This window comes from Pseudovibrio sp. Ad26 (assembly GCF_001623285.1).
GTDB classification, from domain to species: Bacteria; Pseudomonadota; Alphaproteobacteria; order Rhizobiales; family Stappiaceae; genus Pseudovibrio; species Pseudovibrio ascidiaceicola.
Genome location: NZ_LMCE01000158.1, coordinates 1 through 14,688, shown reverse-complemented (window position 1 = coordinate 14,688; position 14,688 = coordinate 1). Strand labels below are relative to the sequence as shown.

16 protein-coding genes are annotated in these 14,688 nt (G+C 50.3%); 6 read left to right on the top strand and 10 right to left on the bottom strand.

Annotated elements, in window-relative coordinates; translation table 11 throughout:
• Positions 1-10: 10 nt before the first annotated feature.
• The 3 genes from PsAD26_RS27930 to PsAD26_RS27920 form a co-directional block, all read right to left on the bottom strand.
• Positions 11-1,831 carry a hypothetical protein gene (locus tag PsAD26_RS27930; protein ID WP_063313012.1) on the bottom strand — a complete coding sequence of 607 codons (1,821 nt, stop codon included), beginning with the start codon at positions 1,829-1,831 and terminating at the stop codon, positions 11-13.
• Positions 1,828-2,307, bottom strand: coding sequence for a CesT family type III secretion system chaperone (locus PsAD26_RS27925; protein WP_063313011.1), 480 nt, complete (start codon positions 2,305-2,307; stop codon positions 1,828-1,830). Before PsAD26_RS27925 ends, PsAD26_RS27930 begins: the two co-directional genes overlap by 4 nt.
• 201 nt (positions 2,308-2,508) lie before the next feature.
• Positions 2,509-3,888, bottom strand: a complete 1,380-nt coding sequence (locus PsAD26_RS27920; RefSeq protein ID WP_063313010.1) for an MATE family efflux transporter — start codon at positions 3,886-3,888, stop codon at positions 2,509-2,511.
• Positions 3,889-4,193: 305 nt separating this feature from the next.
• On the opposite strand from PsAD26_RS27920, the gene PsAD26_RS27915 reads away from it, so the two are divergent.
• Positions 4,194-4,589, top strand: coding sequence for a VOC family protein (locus PsAD26_RS27915; protein WP_063313009.1), 396 nt, complete (start codon positions 4,194-4,196; stop codon positions 4,587-4,589).
• Between the two features lie 12 nt (positions 4,590-4,601).
• On the opposite strand, the gene PsAD26_RS27910 is transcribed toward PsAD26_RS27915, so the two are convergent.
• On the bottom strand, positions 4,602-5,525 hold the full coding sequence (locus PsAD26_RS27910) for an NAD-dependent epimerase/dehydratase family protein (protein WP_084403860.1): 924 nt from the start codon (positions 5,523-5,525) through the stop codon (positions 4,602-4,604).
• Positions 5,526-5,714: 189 nt separating this feature from the next.
• On the opposite strand from PsAD26_RS27910, the gene leuB reads away from it, so the two are divergent.
• Positions 5,715-6,836, top strand: a complete 1,122-nt coding sequence (gene leuB, locus PsAD26_RS27905; RefSeq protein ID WP_063313008.1) for a 3-isopropylmalate dehydrogenase — start codon at positions 5,715-5,717, stop codon at positions 6,834-6,836.
• A 62-nt stretch (positions 6,837-6,898) separates the two neighbouring features.
• On the opposite strand, the gene PsAD26_RS27900 is transcribed toward leuB, so the two are convergent.
• The gene (locus PsAD26_RS27900; RefSeq protein ID WP_063313007.1) at positions 6,899-8,023 is read right to left on the bottom strand and encodes a choloylglycine hydrolase family protein; all 1,125 of its coding nucleotides are present in this window, start codon (positions 8,021-8,023) and stop codon (positions 6,899-6,901) included.
• A 217-nt stretch (positions 8,024-8,240) separates the two neighbouring features.
• Between PsAD26_RS27900 and PsAD26_RS27895 the strand changes: the two genes are divergently transcribed.
• Together PsAD26_RS27895 and PsAD26_RS27890 are read left to right on the top strand one after the other, a co-directional pair.
• The gene (locus PsAD26_RS27895) at positions 8,241-8,657 is read left to right on the top strand and encodes a hypothetical protein (RefSeq protein WP_063313006.1); all 417 of its coding nucleotides are present in this window, start codon (positions 8,241-8,243) and stop codon (positions 8,655-8,657) included.
• 73 nt (positions 8,658-8,730) lie between these two features.
• A complete protein-coding gene (locus PsAD26_RS27890; RefSeq protein WP_063313005.1) occupies positions 8,731-9,225 on the top strand; it encodes a hypothetical protein in 495 nt (164 codons plus the stop codon).
• Positions 9,226-9,243: 18 nt separating this feature from the next.
• On the opposite strand, the gene PsAD26_RS27885 is transcribed toward PsAD26_RS27890, so the two are convergent.
• From PsAD26_RS27885 to PsAD26_RS27875, 3 genes are all read right to left on the bottom strand, one after another.
• Positions 9,244-9,753, bottom strand: a complete 510-nt coding sequence (locus PsAD26_RS27885; protein ID WP_063313004.1) for an N-acetyltransferase — start codon at positions 9,751-9,753, stop codon at positions 9,244-9,246.
• Positions 9,754-9,823: 70 nt separating this feature from the next.
• On the bottom strand, positions 9,824-10,321 hold the full coding sequence (locus PsAD26_RS27880) for a hypothetical protein (RefSeq protein WP_208985916.1): 498 nt from the start codon (positions 10,319-10,321) through the stop codon (positions 9,824-9,826).
• Positions 10,322-10,519: 198 nt separating this feature from the next.
• Positions 10,520-11,083, bottom strand: a complete 564-nt coding sequence (locus tag PsAD26_RS27875; RefSeq protein ID WP_208985915.1) for a murein L,D-transpeptidase family protein — start codon at positions 11,081-11,083, stop codon at positions 10,520-10,522.
• A 259-nt stretch (positions 11,084-11,342) separates the two neighbouring features.
• Between PsAD26_RS27875 and PsAD26_RS27870 the strand changes: the two genes are divergently transcribed.
• Positions 11,343-12,053 (top strand): 2-phosphosulfolactate phosphatase, encoded by a 711-nt coding sequence (locus PsAD26_RS27870; RefSeq protein ID WP_063313002.1) that lies wholly within the window; start codon positions 11,343-11,345, stop codon positions 12,051-12,053.
• Between the two features lie 44 nt (positions 12,054-12,097).
• Here the strand turns inward: PsAD26_RS27870 and PsAD26_RS27865 are convergent, their stop codons facing one another.
• On the bottom strand, positions 12,098-12,802 hold the full coding sequence (locus PsAD26_RS27865) for a hypothetical protein (protein WP_063313001.1): 705 nt from the start codon (positions 12,800-12,802) through the stop codon (positions 12,098-12,100).
• 220 nt (positions 12,803-13,022) lie between these two features.
• Positions 13,023-13,301 (bottom strand): hypothetical protein, encoded by a 279-nt coding sequence (locus PsAD26_RS27860; protein WP_063290353.1) that lies wholly within the window; start codon positions 13,299-13,301, stop codon positions 13,023-13,025.
• A gap of 113 nt (positions 13,302-13,414) precedes the next feature.
• Between PsAD26_RS27860 and PsAD26_RS27855 the strand changes: the two genes are divergently transcribed.
• Complete coding sequence (locus tag PsAD26_RS27855; RefSeq protein WP_063290352.1) at positions 13,415-14,452, top strand: aspartate-semialdehyde dehydrogenase; 1,038 nt, start codon at positions 13,415-13,417, stop codon at positions 14,450-14,452.
• Positions 14,453-14,688 lie beyond the last annotated feature (236 nt).

The following is a 14,688-nucleotide window of genomic DNA, read 5'->3' as shown; positions in this document are numbered from 1 at the left end:
CATTGCTTTATTAGAAGCTGAGCTGCAAGTCGTGTCTCTCAAAGAGATTATGGAAGTTCTTTACAAGACCGTTTGCAATTTCAGTTGCGTTTTCCGATGGTTCATTTGGGAAGAAGAAGGCATCTGTTACTGCCTGCTTTTGCTCCAAAAATTCGCCTTCTGCGACTGAGTTTTCATCAAGAGAATCTAGCGAGTCCAACAATGGTGCAAACAACTGAACGAATGGGCCTTTCAGTGTGGATGAGATCACTGAAGCCGTCGCATAAGCTTCTGTCGGGTGCTTCCCAGCTTGCTGAAGGCGGTTGACCAGCTGTTCTTCGACATTTGTTGAAATGAGCTCGATAGCCTCACTCACAACTTGCGAATTTACCTTGAGCTTCTCGGAGCGGAAAGCGTTGTTCAGCTGTTGCTGGATCTCCGGGTGCTCCTTGAAAATCTTCGTGAAGTGACGTTCAGCAGCGAACTTGTTGTCGTCACCGCCCAAACCATCCGCGTTGTTGGAGTGCTTTGCTATGAACACGGTCAGCAGCTCTGCATTGATTTCATCAGCGGTCAGGTGTTCTACAAAGCCTTTGATGATTTCATTGGCGCTTTGAGCTGTCTCTATCTGCTTGCCAAGCTCAGCCTTTGCTGCATTGACGATGCCGCCTTGTTCCTGAAAGTCATTGCCGTCTTTTATTGAGCGTACAATTTCTTTGGCAGCCAGATCAGGCAACCATTTCTGCGCGGCTTTTATTTCTTTTGGAGTTCCTTCAGGAATAAACGGGGCAATCTGGGAGCTGAACTCATCTGTTTGGGCTGTTTCTCTCAGTGTCGATTTCAGCACGTCCTGAACAGCGCTGTTGATGATGCTTTTTTGGAGAATATCTTCGATCTGATCAGTAATGTCGTTCGTGCCTTCAGGACCGGAAACCGTGTTGAAGACGCCGTTCAATACGGTTGCGATTTCACCGAATGCCCCTGCGCTTATCTTCTCTGCGGGCAGGCCCAGCTCTGAGAAGACGCTTTCTAGTGCAGCTCCGCCTGCGCTTGCTGATTGCAGTGCTGCGATGGCTCGTAGCTGATTGCCTACTGCCTGTTGTACCTGTTCATCCTTCAAACTGCCGCGAATAGAAGAGCTTGATTTGTTTGGTCTGGACTGCTCTTCCAGTTTGATTTTCGTGTTTTCCTGCAGTTTTGTGATCTGCTCAGGGGAGACATTGTCCCAGTCGATCTGGATGCCAGCCTCTGAAGCAGCAGCTGTCAGGTGTTCACGATCGCCTAATTTCTCAATGTGGGTTGCAATGTTCGCATCTGTTTGGGCAGCCAGATTCTGAGCAACATCTTTTGTGATCTCTGAGACTGTCGCTTTGATTTGCTCAGGATCTGCTCCGGCATTTGCAAACTCGCTTGAGCCTTCCAGCAATTTGGTGACATTGGCCGCGACCTCTGTACCATGTGTTTTGGTGATGCTTGCGAGGATAGCCGCTCGTGCGGTTACATTCTGCTCCTCGATGTTGCTTTCCTGAGCACTCAACGCGAACTCAACGGACTCCAGAACCTGTGCTTTGGTCAGGCTGTGGGATTTTCCATCACTTAGTACGAAAGCCTTGTAAGCGGCTTCACCGACGTCTTTGCCGAATTCTGATTTCAATGCTTCCTGAAAACGGGTCTGATCTGCAGATTTCTGGCCATCTCCAGTGATATGGAGCTTGGCCCAGGAGAGTACCTTTCCGCCAACCGATGTATGAGAAGTGCGCTGTGTAACGGTCTCTTGCGTGGTGTGCAGTTTGTCCAGACCGTTGTCGAGTTGGGCTGCGGTTACAAAACTGGAGAGTTCAATGTTGCTCATACTCTTGCTCCAAAATCTGCGAAATTATCGGTCTGGCAGGGGTTGGTGTGGTTTGGGTTATCCCAGTTTGGGCTGAGACTTTCAGGGTTTTTGAGGCGCTCGTGCCAGAACGCAGCTGTGCGGATGAACATGTCCAGCTTGTTGTGCAGGGCAAAGGAGGATCTGTCAGAGATCGTCACTACCATGGAGAGGTTTACGCAACTTGCTTTTGGGCTGATGTTGAACGCCATGGCATGACTGTCTGCAAACACGCAATTGGCCTGCATCAGAGCTTCAAGGACTTGCGGGTTGTTGGTGTCGCGTTTGCTGATAACTGAGTTGAAAAGTAGGGTTTGGCTTTCGTCTCGCCAGACGATGCTCATGGCGAGGTCCTGATCAAGACCAAGGAAAATCTGGTCGTTTTCGTTCAGAGAGAAGTTGTCAAAGCCAATTCTGTTGCCGAGTTCGATCAGCAGTGCGTTTACCAAATCAGTCATGCAGTCTCGCGCGCCTCACCATAGGACTTGTATGTCGTTGATGCTGTTCCTTGCAGTGAAGACGGTTTGTCTGCTGCAAGGAACAGCATCTGTAAGGCTAGGTTTAGCGAGGGTGAGGAGAGACTGCTGTCTTGTTTGGTACAGGTTGCCGACAAACTTGTGCCCCTCGCATACTTTGATGCGTATGCGAGGGCTGGTTGGTTATGTATTCGCGAGAACTGTAGCCGGAGCGGCGGCTCGTTTGTGGGCAAACACGATGACAAAGGTGAGCCCCAGTAGCAGAACCTCGGAGAACACACTGGCGTACCAAATACCGGCTTCTCCCATTGCATAAGGCAGGATGAGAGTAAGCGGGACTGCGAACAGGTAGGTTTTGGCCAGCATCAGAATACCTGCGCGGGCAGCGTCACCGATTGCCTGAAAGAATGTGCCTACCATCATCAACGGACCAGACAGAAAGAACATCATAGACACGATTGGGATGATGCGTTCGACGTCTGCAATTGTGGCTGCATCATCGACAAAGATCGCGCCCAGTTGGGAGCTGAACAGGAAGTAGATTGCCTGAACTCCACCGCAATAGATGAGCGAGATTATGATCGCGATTTTCAGGGTTTGTGCAGTTCTGTCGTGCTTTTGGGCGCCGTAGTTGTTTCCTGAAATGGATTGCAGCGCCATGCTGAGACCCAGCAGAGGCAGGAACGTGAAGGTCATCATTCTGGTGATGATGCCATAGGCTCCAGCGGTGACTTCATAGTTGCTTCCGGCCCAAAGCTGAATTGCAAACAGCGTGACGGCTGCAGCCAGAGAAACACCCGTATAGCCAAGGCTTTGGGGGACACCAAGGGCGATGAGGGATTTCCATTGGAAGCTCACTGGTCGCCAGTTCAGGAAGGAAAGTTTCCCGCGTTTGGATGTGTAGTAGACGACCAGCACAACTAGGGAAATCAACTGTGCTGTCAATGTTCCATAAGCAGAGCCGGCCACGCCCCAGCCGAATTGAACCACATAGAGCCAATCAAAGAAGATGTTCAGGAATGCAGAACTCAGGGTGATGACTGTCATGAGGGGCAGTAGTCCCTCACAACGGAGCCTGTCGATGTTGATGGATAGGACGAACCCTAGCGGTGAACCCAGAATGAGGATCGCCATGTATTGATAGCCAATACGAGCTAGTTCGTCAGAGCCGTTGGTCAGGAACAGAGCGAGCTGAAATCCTGCGACCAGAAAGCTCACTATAAGGCTGCCGCAGACGATCAATGCGAGGGCGATTGCGCTGTCGATGATCTTCTTTGCGATGCGGTGGTTGTTGGCGCCAAAGGCCCTTGCGTAGATGCTGGCGAAACCGTTGGACACGAGCGTGAACAGGGAAACCAAGATCATGAAGAGAGGGAACATGAGTGTGACGCCAGTCAGGGCCTGTGTACCCACATAGGTTCCCAGAAAATAGGCGTCGACGACCGTGTGCAAGCCGTTGACCATCATGACAAGGCTGAGGGGGATTGCGGTTTTTGCAAAGAGTATAGGTATGGAGCCGGACAGAAAAATATTGTCCGGTTTGGAAGAAGAAACGTCAGACATCAAAACTGCTTTCAGTTCAGAAGCGGGAAAATGCTGGAGCTCGCGTTGCCAGTAAACCGCTGAAATTATGCGGTTTGATGCAGAAAATATGGAGCTTCACCAGAGCGGTATGCTTGCGAGCGGCGGGTGTCCTAACCACACCGCGATCATAGGTGGAGTGCATTTTTACTGCAAGTGGATGCGCTCAATTGAGCAAGATTTGTGAACTGGTATATGGCAGTTTGAATTTGTGTCGTGTTGCGGTTGACGGGGGTAGCTTGCGCGACCTACTCCTCTTGCAGTCAATTCTGCTGAGAGGTCCTTCCATGGCAAAAGCAATTCACATGATGATCCGGGTTTTGGATGAAGAGCGTTCGCTTGCGTTTTACCGCAAGGCGTTTGGTCTGGAGGTTGCTGAGCGACTGGATTTTGACAGCTTCACACTGGTTTATCTGCGCAATGCTGAAAATGATTTTGAGGTTGAGCTCACTGTCAACAAAGACCGCAGCGAACCGTACTCCTTAGGTGACGGTTACGGCCACATCGCGTTTTGTGTGGATGGACTTGCTGCTGAGCATAAGCGCTTTCAGGAGGAAGGGCTTGCACCTGAGGACATCAAAGAGTTCTTCGTGGAAGACAAGTTGCTGGCACGGTTCTTCTTTGTAACTGATCCCGATGGCTACCGAATTGAGATGCTGGAGCGGCACGGGCGATACCAGTAACCGCTCTCTTGCTTAGTACTCAATCGCCTTTTCAGCGAAAGTCGGAGGGGAGCTTTTGGCGAGCTCCTCTTTGCTGTGGCTTTTGAAGGTGTGCGTAAAACCTTCCCGCAGTTTGTAGTGCGGCTGCCAGTCGAAGTTTTCCAGATATCTGGTTACATCTAGCGCGCAATCGTAGTCGCGGAAGGGGAAATACTCGCGAGCCGGGATGCCGGGGGCCATGTGACTCCCATAGAGAATTTCCGGCTCGATTTCCGCAATACTGCAGAGCATCTTCACCCACTTTTCGATGGTCAGGATATGCGGGTCGGCCAGATTGACGGCTTCGGTCGGCATGGCATGCATAGCCAGCAAATAAAGAATGAAGCTGGCGAGATCTTCTTCATGCAGAAACTGCAGTTTGGTCTGGCCATCACCGGGCAAGATGATCGGGCGTTCTGTTAAAGCACGCGCCCAAACAAATTGCTCTCGGTCAATATCGTTGTTGGGGCCATACAGGTAAGGCGGGCGGATGGCGACGGCAGGCGTATGTTCTTGATTCAGCAGGAAGTGATCGGCTTCAGATTTGTCTCTGCCATAAACACCCCACACAGACGCTCCACCGATCGGGTCTTTTTCGCTCGGTAAGTGCCCTTTGGTTTCTTTGTAAACCGCTGCGCTGGAGAGATGAATCCACTTTTTGGCATGGATGCCGAAGGTGTTGAATGCAATCCTCGACTGCTCTCGCGTATAAGCGCTTGTATCGATTACCGCTTCAAATTTATCGGTGATCTGCTGCATGGCAAAGGGATCGTTTCTGTCTGCAACCAACTGCCTGGTTCCCGGAACAGGGCGTGTGCCTCTGTTGAGCAGGGTTACATTATATCCCTTCGAAAGTAGCGCCGGGATGAGAGACGCACCCACGAAGCCCGATCCGCCTATGACTAACAAGTTATGCATATTTTGCAGTGCCTTAGAACTTTCGACTCTCAGTCTCAGAAACCTAGCATAGTGGGATTAAAGAAACCTGTCTGCGTGGCAATAGTTGAGCACCCATCCATTTTCGTTGAAATATTGAACCTTGCAATGACTGGTGTGAGGCGGCACAAATGGTCAACTTCAATTTATAGAATACGGGGATATTGACCCATGGCATCCAACAAGCTCTTGCTTCTTCCTGGTGACGGAATTGGTCCTGAAATCATGGAGGAGGTGAAAAAGGTTATCGCTTGGCTCAACGAGCAGGGCGAAGATACTTACGAGTATGACGAAGGCCTTGTTGGTGGTAGTGCCTACGACGCACACGGCGTTTCCATTTCTGAAGAAGATATGGCGAAAGCGCAGGCAGCTGATGCTGTTATCTTTGGTGCTGTTGGCGGCCCTAAATGGGACGACGTACCTTATGAGGTGCGCCCTGAAGCTGGTTTGCTGCGCCTGCGTAAAGACCTTGGCCTGTTTGCAAACCTTCGCCCTGCGATTTGCTATCCAGCGCTGGCTGACGCGTCTTCCTTGAAGCCGGATGTCATCGAAGGATTGGACATTCTGATCGTTCGCGAACTGACCGGTGGTGTTTACTTCGGTGAGCCGAAAGAGATCATCGATCTGGACAACGGCCAGAAGCGCGGTATCGACACGCAGGTTTACGACAGCTACGAGATTGAGCGTATTGCTGGTGTTGCCTTTGACCTTGCACGCACCCGTGACAACAAAGTCTGTTCCATGGAAAAGCGCAATGTGATGAAGTCCGGCGTGCTTTGGAATGAGGTTGTAACTGCCACACACAAAGCAAACTACGCTGATGTTGAGCTGGACCACATGCTGGCAGATGCTGGCGGCATGCAGCTGGTGCGTTGGCCAAAGCAGTTTGACGTTATTGTAACGGACAACCTGTTTGGTGACATGCTGTCTGATGTTGCGGCGATGCTGACTGGTTCTCTGGGTATGCTGCCTTCCGCATCATTGGGCGCGCCTGATGAAACTACCGGAAAGCGTAAAGCTCTTTATGAGCCAGTACATGGTTCTGCTCCAGACATTTCTGGTACAGGTGCTGCTAACCCAATTGCAATGATTGCAAGTTTTGCTATGGCGCTGCGCTACTCCTTCCAGAAGATTGCAGAGGCCGACATGGTTGAAAAAGCAATCTCCAATGCGCTGGACAAAGGTCTGCGCACAAAAGACATTGCGAAGGATGGCGAAGCAACCATTACCACCGCACAAATGGGCGATGCCATTGTTGCTGAACTGACTGCTCTTGCAGGTGTTTCAGCATAAGCTGGCAAGTCAGAGTTTAAAAATTTGAAACAGGGCTTCCGTTGGTTCGGGAGCCCTGTTTTTTATTGCATTGGTGGCAGCAGCGGCTGAGTGGGTTTGGGGCTTGGCAGGTTCACGTATTGTATTTGTGGTCCTGTGACATCGAAGTCTTCAAAACTCACGCCATGCAGGGTCGGGTTCTCGTAGGTTTTGATGTAGTAGATCTTGTTTTCGATGTCGGCAATCGTTGACCACTGGGTGTAGTCGTTGGCTTCTTGTTCCTGCTCCACTGGAGAAATTGCAGGCCTCACAAAGCCTTTTGGAATGTCGAAGTTGTTCAGAACATGCTCCATGGTCACGAGCCGCCCCTTGTTTAGTTCAGTGCTATCAATGGTGGAGATCAAGCCCAATGCGCGGATAAACCGGGAGGGTGGGGTTGGATCACCCGGAATGCCGAGCAAGCCTGAGCCCTGACCGAAGGGAGTGAGTTCCTGTCCCATAATTTCGGTTGATCTGATGTTGAATGGAGAGAGGAACAGGTAGTTGCGGATGTTCTGGACATGCCATTCGAAGTCTGGCGAGTTGGTGAGCACGGTGTAGGGATTATCGTAGACTTTCAGCTCACCATTTATGGGCTCTATGACGATAGAAAAGCCAGCTGCATCATGCAGGGTGTAGTGGAGCGGTGGGATTTCATCCATGCTCGCGTAGAAGGTTCCAACGAGTGAGATCTGATCCAGATTGACTTTGATTTCTTCGACTGTTTTGAAGGTTGAAAGCAACCAGGAGAGGAAGTCTATCTGATTGATTTCCTTGGCGCGCTGAGCTGCATCATTGGATGGATTTTTGAATCCCGCAAATCCGGGAAAGTAGAGGGCGCCGCCAGACAGGCCGTACTCATTCATGCCATCCACCAAGGCCGGGCTGTCGAAGATGCTGGCGCCAATGACTGCAATTTTGCCAGTCCAGCTGTAACCCGGCTCATCATTGATTTGGGACTGGAACTTGTAACCGCGTGGGATGAGACCAACTTTAGTAGGAATTTGCTTGCCGAACTCCATCGTACGGCCATACATTTTGATGTTGTCGACGGTGGACAGGACGAAGCTGGTGCAGGCATTTGCCGCCATTGGCTGAAGAACAAAAGCGAGCAGGGCTAAGCTGATCTTGAGAAAGGCAATCGGTTTGCTGGCAATACGCTTGAGCATGAGGCCTCCTGAATGAGTTCTTTTGCTTGTGATTGTCAGCGAAGAGCGCAAAGGTTCCGTTAGATGTGCCTGCTGCTTTAAGATTGGTTTTTTGGCAGTTTGGCCACTGGATGTTAATCACGGGAGTTAGCTGTGTGATTTGGTTGCGCGAAAAACCCGTGTGCGGCATAAGCCTGAGCCAAGACAAATTTTGAGAAGCATTGCTGAAAGACAGAGCATGGATGAACGTTTAAGACCCTTCCTCGGAACCTGGATTCTGGATCCTGATACCTCAAACTATGAGCAAGGTTCTGTGCCTTGGGGCGGCAGTTTGAAAATTGTCGAGAAGAATGGCGAGATCGGTTTCTTCATGAAAACCGTTGAAGGCGAAGGCGAGACAGTTGAGGCCAACTTCTCAGGCATTCCTGATGGGGAAGATCGCCCTATGCCGCAAAACCCGTTTGCGGATACGCTTTCCCTCTCTTTGAACACGGATGGAGATCTGGTTTCTGAAGCAAAGCGCGGCGGACTAAGCATTATGGTTGCCAAGCGCGAGCTGAATGAAGACGGTTCTCAGCTCACGGTTTATCAAACTGTACACCTGTTGGATGCTGGTTCGTTTACCAACGAAGCGGTCTATATGAGAGCACAGTGAGTGGTTTAAACCTGCATTAGCTTGTCTTTGTTGAACTTGGTTGTGTGATTTAAAAACGTAACAGGACACAACCATGTTCAATCGAAACAGGCTCGCTGGAGCCTGCGCAATACTGGCGGTTTGTGGCGCATCAAGCGCCAATGCCCTGGTGTTTGATGGCATTCCTTACATGGATGACCGCAGCACACCCCAAGCGGTGATTGAAAGCTATTATAATGCTATCAACCGCAAAGAGTATGTGCAGGCGTATAGCTACTTCAACACCCCACCTAAGAACTTTGAGGAGTGGAAAGAAGGGTTTCGAACAACGGAGTCTGTGCAGCTGCGCTATGGGTCTACTCAGCCAGATGCAGGCATGAGCCAGCTCTATTGGCCGCTTCCGGTAGCGATTGAAACGCACCTTTCCGACGGCACTTCGCAGGTTTATGCGGGCTGCTATGTTTTACATATGGTTGTGCCGGGTACGATTACCGATCCGCCTTACTCACCCATTGCGATTAACAAGGCTGAGTTGAAGCCAACGGATAAGCCTTTGAGCCAGGCCCTGCCCGACAATTGTGATGAGTAGCCGTAATTCTTCATCATATTAGCTTGCTGCGAAGGCTGCGGAATAAGCGAGAGTGCCTGTTGGTGTCTCTCCCTCAAAGGTGTGCTGCATAAAGTACTGCGCTGGCACGCCGGGGAAGACGAGGTCTTCTGTTTGTTGAAAGCCGAAGCGGCTGTAATAGTCCGGCTCCCCAAGCAAAACGACACCTTTGGCACCAATCTGCTTGATTTGCTGCATTCCTTCCATGATCAGGGCTGAGCCAAAGCCCTTGCCTTGATGTTTCGGAGCAAAGGCCACTGGGCCAAGACCATACCAGCCCTTATCCTCACCATCGATGGTTACTGGAGAGAAGGCGATATGCCCTACCATGCCGCCAGCTTGCCCTCCAATGAGTGACAGTGTCAGTTCACCATTCGTGCGCAGCTGGTCGATGATCAGGTGCTCGGTTGGCTTTGCGCCGGGTTCATGGTGTGGATGATTTTCGAAAGCTGCGTAAACAAGGTTGCGGATTGCTTCGATGTCAGATGGTAGCTCTGTGCGGATGATCATTGGTATTGCCCGTTATGTTTAGCTTAGCTTTTGTGCCACAAAGAATGGGAAATCTCTCTGATTTATCGGACTAGAGATACCCAAACATGCGACCGCAAATGAGAACTCCGAGCCAGCTGAACAGGGAAATGAAGCCAGCGGATTTGAAGCGGGGGATGGTTCCGCGAGAGTCGACTTGTGCCAGATAGCGCCACGGTTTGTTGAAGCGCAGGAAGAGTGCGTTGAGCAGGGCGAGAGTGAAAAAGCCTGACTTGGCCCAGAATATAGGCGCGTTGACGTATACTTGCGCTTTGACTGAGAGCAGGAAAACGCCGGTTGTGATTGCGATCAGACCTCCCAGAAGGGCAATGCGCGTGAGAGGGCGTGCAAGGTCGTATAGCGGAATGGAGCGCCACATACCCATCATGCGCAGGTCAAGTGGGACGAGGGAGCCGAACAGCATCGCGAGCCCAACGATGTGGCCTGTGTTGATTGCCGGATAGACCCACCATGCATACTTGAAGACCTCTGACAGCTGAGAGCGTTCGAGATCCGCAGCAAGTGCTTGCAATTGAGTAAGGAGGTCCATCATTATTCCGTTGTGATTTTGATCGCTCTGTTCAACCTGAGTGCAGACGCGATGCCATGCAAGGATTGATTGGCACACTTATTCCGGTGCCCACGATTTTATTATTCTGAGGTTGTTTATGGCTGACTTTGTGCATTTGGAATGGGGGCGAAACGCCTGCAGTGATGGTTATGCTGCGACTGTGGACTTCAGCAATTTTCACTTAAAGGCGTAAGACTTTGCGACAACAGATACTTGCGGTGGGACGCCTTTTTGACTGAAATGAGAGTAGCCTTTTTGTAAGTTTTTCCAGTAGGAGAACCAACGATTGCTGGCATGGGGAGCCATATTGGCCTCAGTCATATGGAAAGGGAAGATATGAACAGCTACGGAATTTTGACCACTTAGTAAGGCATGCTCGACCAGTAAGTAAATTTCTTCCATTCCCTTGTCAGTCATTGCATAACAGCCTGCTGATAAACAGTTGCCGTGAACCATCAGGAATGATCCGGTTCGATTATTGGATTTGTCAAAGGCGTTTGGGAAACCGAGATTGAATGCAAGGTGGTTTACGCTTTTTGGATTTAGCTGATGCGCTGTTACTTGATAAAATCCTTCAGGCGCTTGCTTGTCACCTTCCTTCAGTTTGGGTCCTAATTCTCCAGAATAAGAGCAGATGTCGTAGGTTTTGAAGAGCTTGTAAACGCCGTTAAGCTGTTTCCAAACCTCTAGCTGAGCCTCTTCTTTGAAAATACGTAGGAAAATAGGCTGCTTGAGACTCATGTTCTGTTCTCTCAGTTCCGCAACAAGATACGGGGTGAGAGTCTTTCTTACTTCTTTGATATTTGCCGTCTTGGCAAACCAATAGGATTCTGAGGAGAAGTAGGGTTGGGAGGAGTCGTATCTGGTTGCGATTATGATTGATATTGCGGTGATGGGGGCAACTATACAGAGAGCAAGCAAGTACTTAAGGAGACGCATTGAGAAATCTTTCAAAAGAAAATTTTAGAGAAATACAAATTACATCATCTAGAGGTTGTTTATGGCTGACTTTGTGCATTTGGAATGGGGACGAAACGCAAGCAGTGATGGCTTTGCTGCGACTGTGATTGTTGATTGCCTGAGCTTCTCGACAGCGACTTCTGTTGCGTGTGGCAGAGGGGCAAAGGTGGTGCCCGTTGCTGACCGTGATGAGGGGAAAGCGCTGGCTGTTGAGATTGGCGGAGTTTGTGCCGGGAAGCGCCGGGAGGGTGGCTTCTCATTGTCTCCACCAACGCTCATGGGGCTGTCGGCTAGCGATGTGTTGGTGTTGCCCAGCCCCAACGGTGCGACGCTTTCTGCTTTGCCAAGAGAAGGGCGGGTGTTTGCTGCTGCACTTCGGAATGCAGCAGCGGTGGCGGCTTATCTTAAGGTGATTTCCGGCAAAGTCTTGCTGGTTGCTGCGGGTGAGAAGTGGCCGGATGGCAGTTTGCGGCCTGCCTTCGAGGATCAACTGGCCTGCGGTGCACTTGCGCATATGCTGGACTGCCCGATGTCGCCAGAAGCCTCGATTGCTCGGGCGGGTTATCTTTCGTGTGCTGATGATTTGCTCGGTGCGCTAAAGGGCTGCGTGAGTGGGCAGGAACTGACGCACTATGGCTATGCGGCTGATGTGGACTGGGCAGCTGAACTGGATTCGGAAAGCTGCGTGCCTGAACTGCGGCAAATTGAGCTTGGCGGGAAGGCCGTGAATGCGTTTGGGGATGTGGTTTAGAGGCATCCATGGATGCCTCTAAAATCGGCTGATGAATGAAGCGTTTATTTTGGTTCGAAGTCGATTGTACCGATTACATCGGAGCCTTTTGTGAAGAGATATTGAGCACCAGCATCTGAAAGTTTTACCTTGATGTTAGCGCGTTTCGTCATCGCAAGATTTACTAAAACATTTCCATATGGAGTTCCGTTTACGAAGAAGTTGCTGCCACTAAACGTGATTTTCTGGGGCATGTCATTATGAAGTTCGAGTGTGATTCCTGCCCCGTCTTTGGACATTTTTGAGCCTGGGAGTGCATTGTCGAGTTCTTTTGCAAAATAATCGTAGCTTGCGCCTTTGATGAACATGACCTTCTTTATATTTGGTATTTCCTGCTCGTAAGCCACGAGCAGCCCATATGCTCCCTTAAACTCGCTTGAACCGATTTTGTCTTCCCATGAGCCGACATAAACAGGTACGCTTGCACTGAATGAAACTGTGCGATCGATACCGTCCGGAGCTTTTGCGCAACCTTTGAACTCTGCGTTTTGAAATGAGCGTTGGACAGCTGGTTCGACCTTGCCGCGAATTTTCTCACAGTCGTCTTCTGAGAATGTTCCTTTGCCCACGAGCGTGACTGGAGCGAGGATCGGTTTGCCTTCTGTGTCTTTCGTCAAGTCACTCGCATATAGGCTAACTTCAGTCTCGTAGTTACACGCGGTTACGGTCAGGCTAATAATCAAGGCTGATAATATCTTAGAGTACTTCATTGTGTATTCTGCGTCGCCAGTTGTAGTTTGGGTTTGCTCATGACCATGCAGCTCAAGAGCAAGCGATCCGGAAGATTAAATTGCGTTTAAAATATTACTAGTTGCTGCATATGATGCATGCAAGCCATGGTTGATGCGATTTTTAGGACAGCTCCAGATTTCATCTGCCGCGCAGATGACGCTTATTTTTGAGATTATGTCAGCCTTACTTCGGTGATTGTTAAGTGTTTCTCTGAAAACTGACTGAAATCCGTGGTTTCCCGGTGCGCTGGGGTGACTGATCGTTGCGCACTTTAAATTGCGTGAGATATGCCTGTTGACAAATGATGTGGTTATAGGCAGGTTCTGCGCGATCAATTTTGAAGGTAGTGTTTAGCAGCATGATGTTTGCGATGACCAACATGAAGAAAACCATGAAACGTGCGATGACCGCGCGCATGGCTTCTGTTGCGCTTAAAACAACTACCAAGACAATCACCACGAAAACGACAAAGACCACCGTCTAAGGTGCCTCTCTTTCCCGCGCTCTCCCCGGGACGGAGGGCGCCAGAGGGCTCACCGGGCGCAGTCAGCCTCCGGAAGCCAGCGGGGGAGACGAAGAGGACAAAACCAATGGGTTATAAGATTGCAATTGCAGGTGCTACCGGCAATGTGGGCGCGGAAATGCTGGATATTCTGGCAGAGCGTGGTTTCCCGGCTGATGAAGTGATTGCATTGGCATCTCGCCGCTCTCAGGGCAAAGAAATCTCCTTTGGTGACAAGACGCTGAAAGTTAAAGCGATGGAGAATTTTGATTTCTCCGATGTTGATATCTGTCTCATGTCTGCCGGTGGCTCTATTGCAAAAGAGTGGGCACCAAAGATTGCTGCCAAGGGCTGTGTTGTCATCGATAACTCTTCTGCATGGCGCTATGATCAGGATGTTCCGCTGATCGTGCCTGAAGTGAACGCCGATGATATTGTTGACTTCAAAAAGAAAAACATCATCGCGAACCCGAACTGTTCCACAGCACAGCTGGTTGTTGCACTTAAGCCAATTCACGAAAAAGCTGGCATCAAGCGCCTCGTTGTTTCCACTTACCAGTCTGTTTCTGGTGGTGGTAAAGATGCGATGGATGAGCTGTTCAACCAGACCCGCGCAGTTTTCGTAAACGACCCGATTGAGCCTCAGCAGTTCACCAAGCGCATTGCGTTTAATGTGATCCCGCACATCGATGAGTTCATGGAAGATGGTTACACCAAGGAAGAGTGGAAGGTTCTGGCTGAGACCAAGAAAATGCTCGATCCAACCATCAAGGTAACCTGTACTGCTGTTCGCGTGCCTGTGTTTGTTGGTCATGCCGAGTCCGTGAACATGGAACTGGACAGCCCACTTTCTCCTGAAGAAGCTCAGGACCTGCTGCGCGAAGCGCCGGGTATTCTGGTTGTCGATAAGCGTGAAGACGGCGGCTATGTCACTCCTTACGAGTGTGCTGGCGAAGATGCGACTTACGTTTCCCGTATTCGTGAAGACGCGACCGTTGAGAACGGCCTGAACATGTGGGTTGTTTCCGATAACCTGCGTAAGGGCGCAGCGCTGAACACCGTTCAGATCGCTGAGGTTCTGGTGAACCGCGGCCTTATCAAGCCAAAAGCAGAAGCTGTTGCATAAGCTTTTCAGCAATTGCTGAGATTAGGAAGGGCACCTTTTAGGTGCCCTTTTTTGTTAGAGGCCACCACGTTCTCCCATGAACATCCTGCGCGGCACGTAGCGAAGATCCGGCAACTGTGTTTATGCATTGAATGGAACATTGTCTCTGAGCAGTGCATTGGCTGTGATGAGTATCTTTCGCGCCAGAGCAATCATAGCCGCTTTGAAGGGCTTTCCTCTTTTGATGAGTGCTTGAG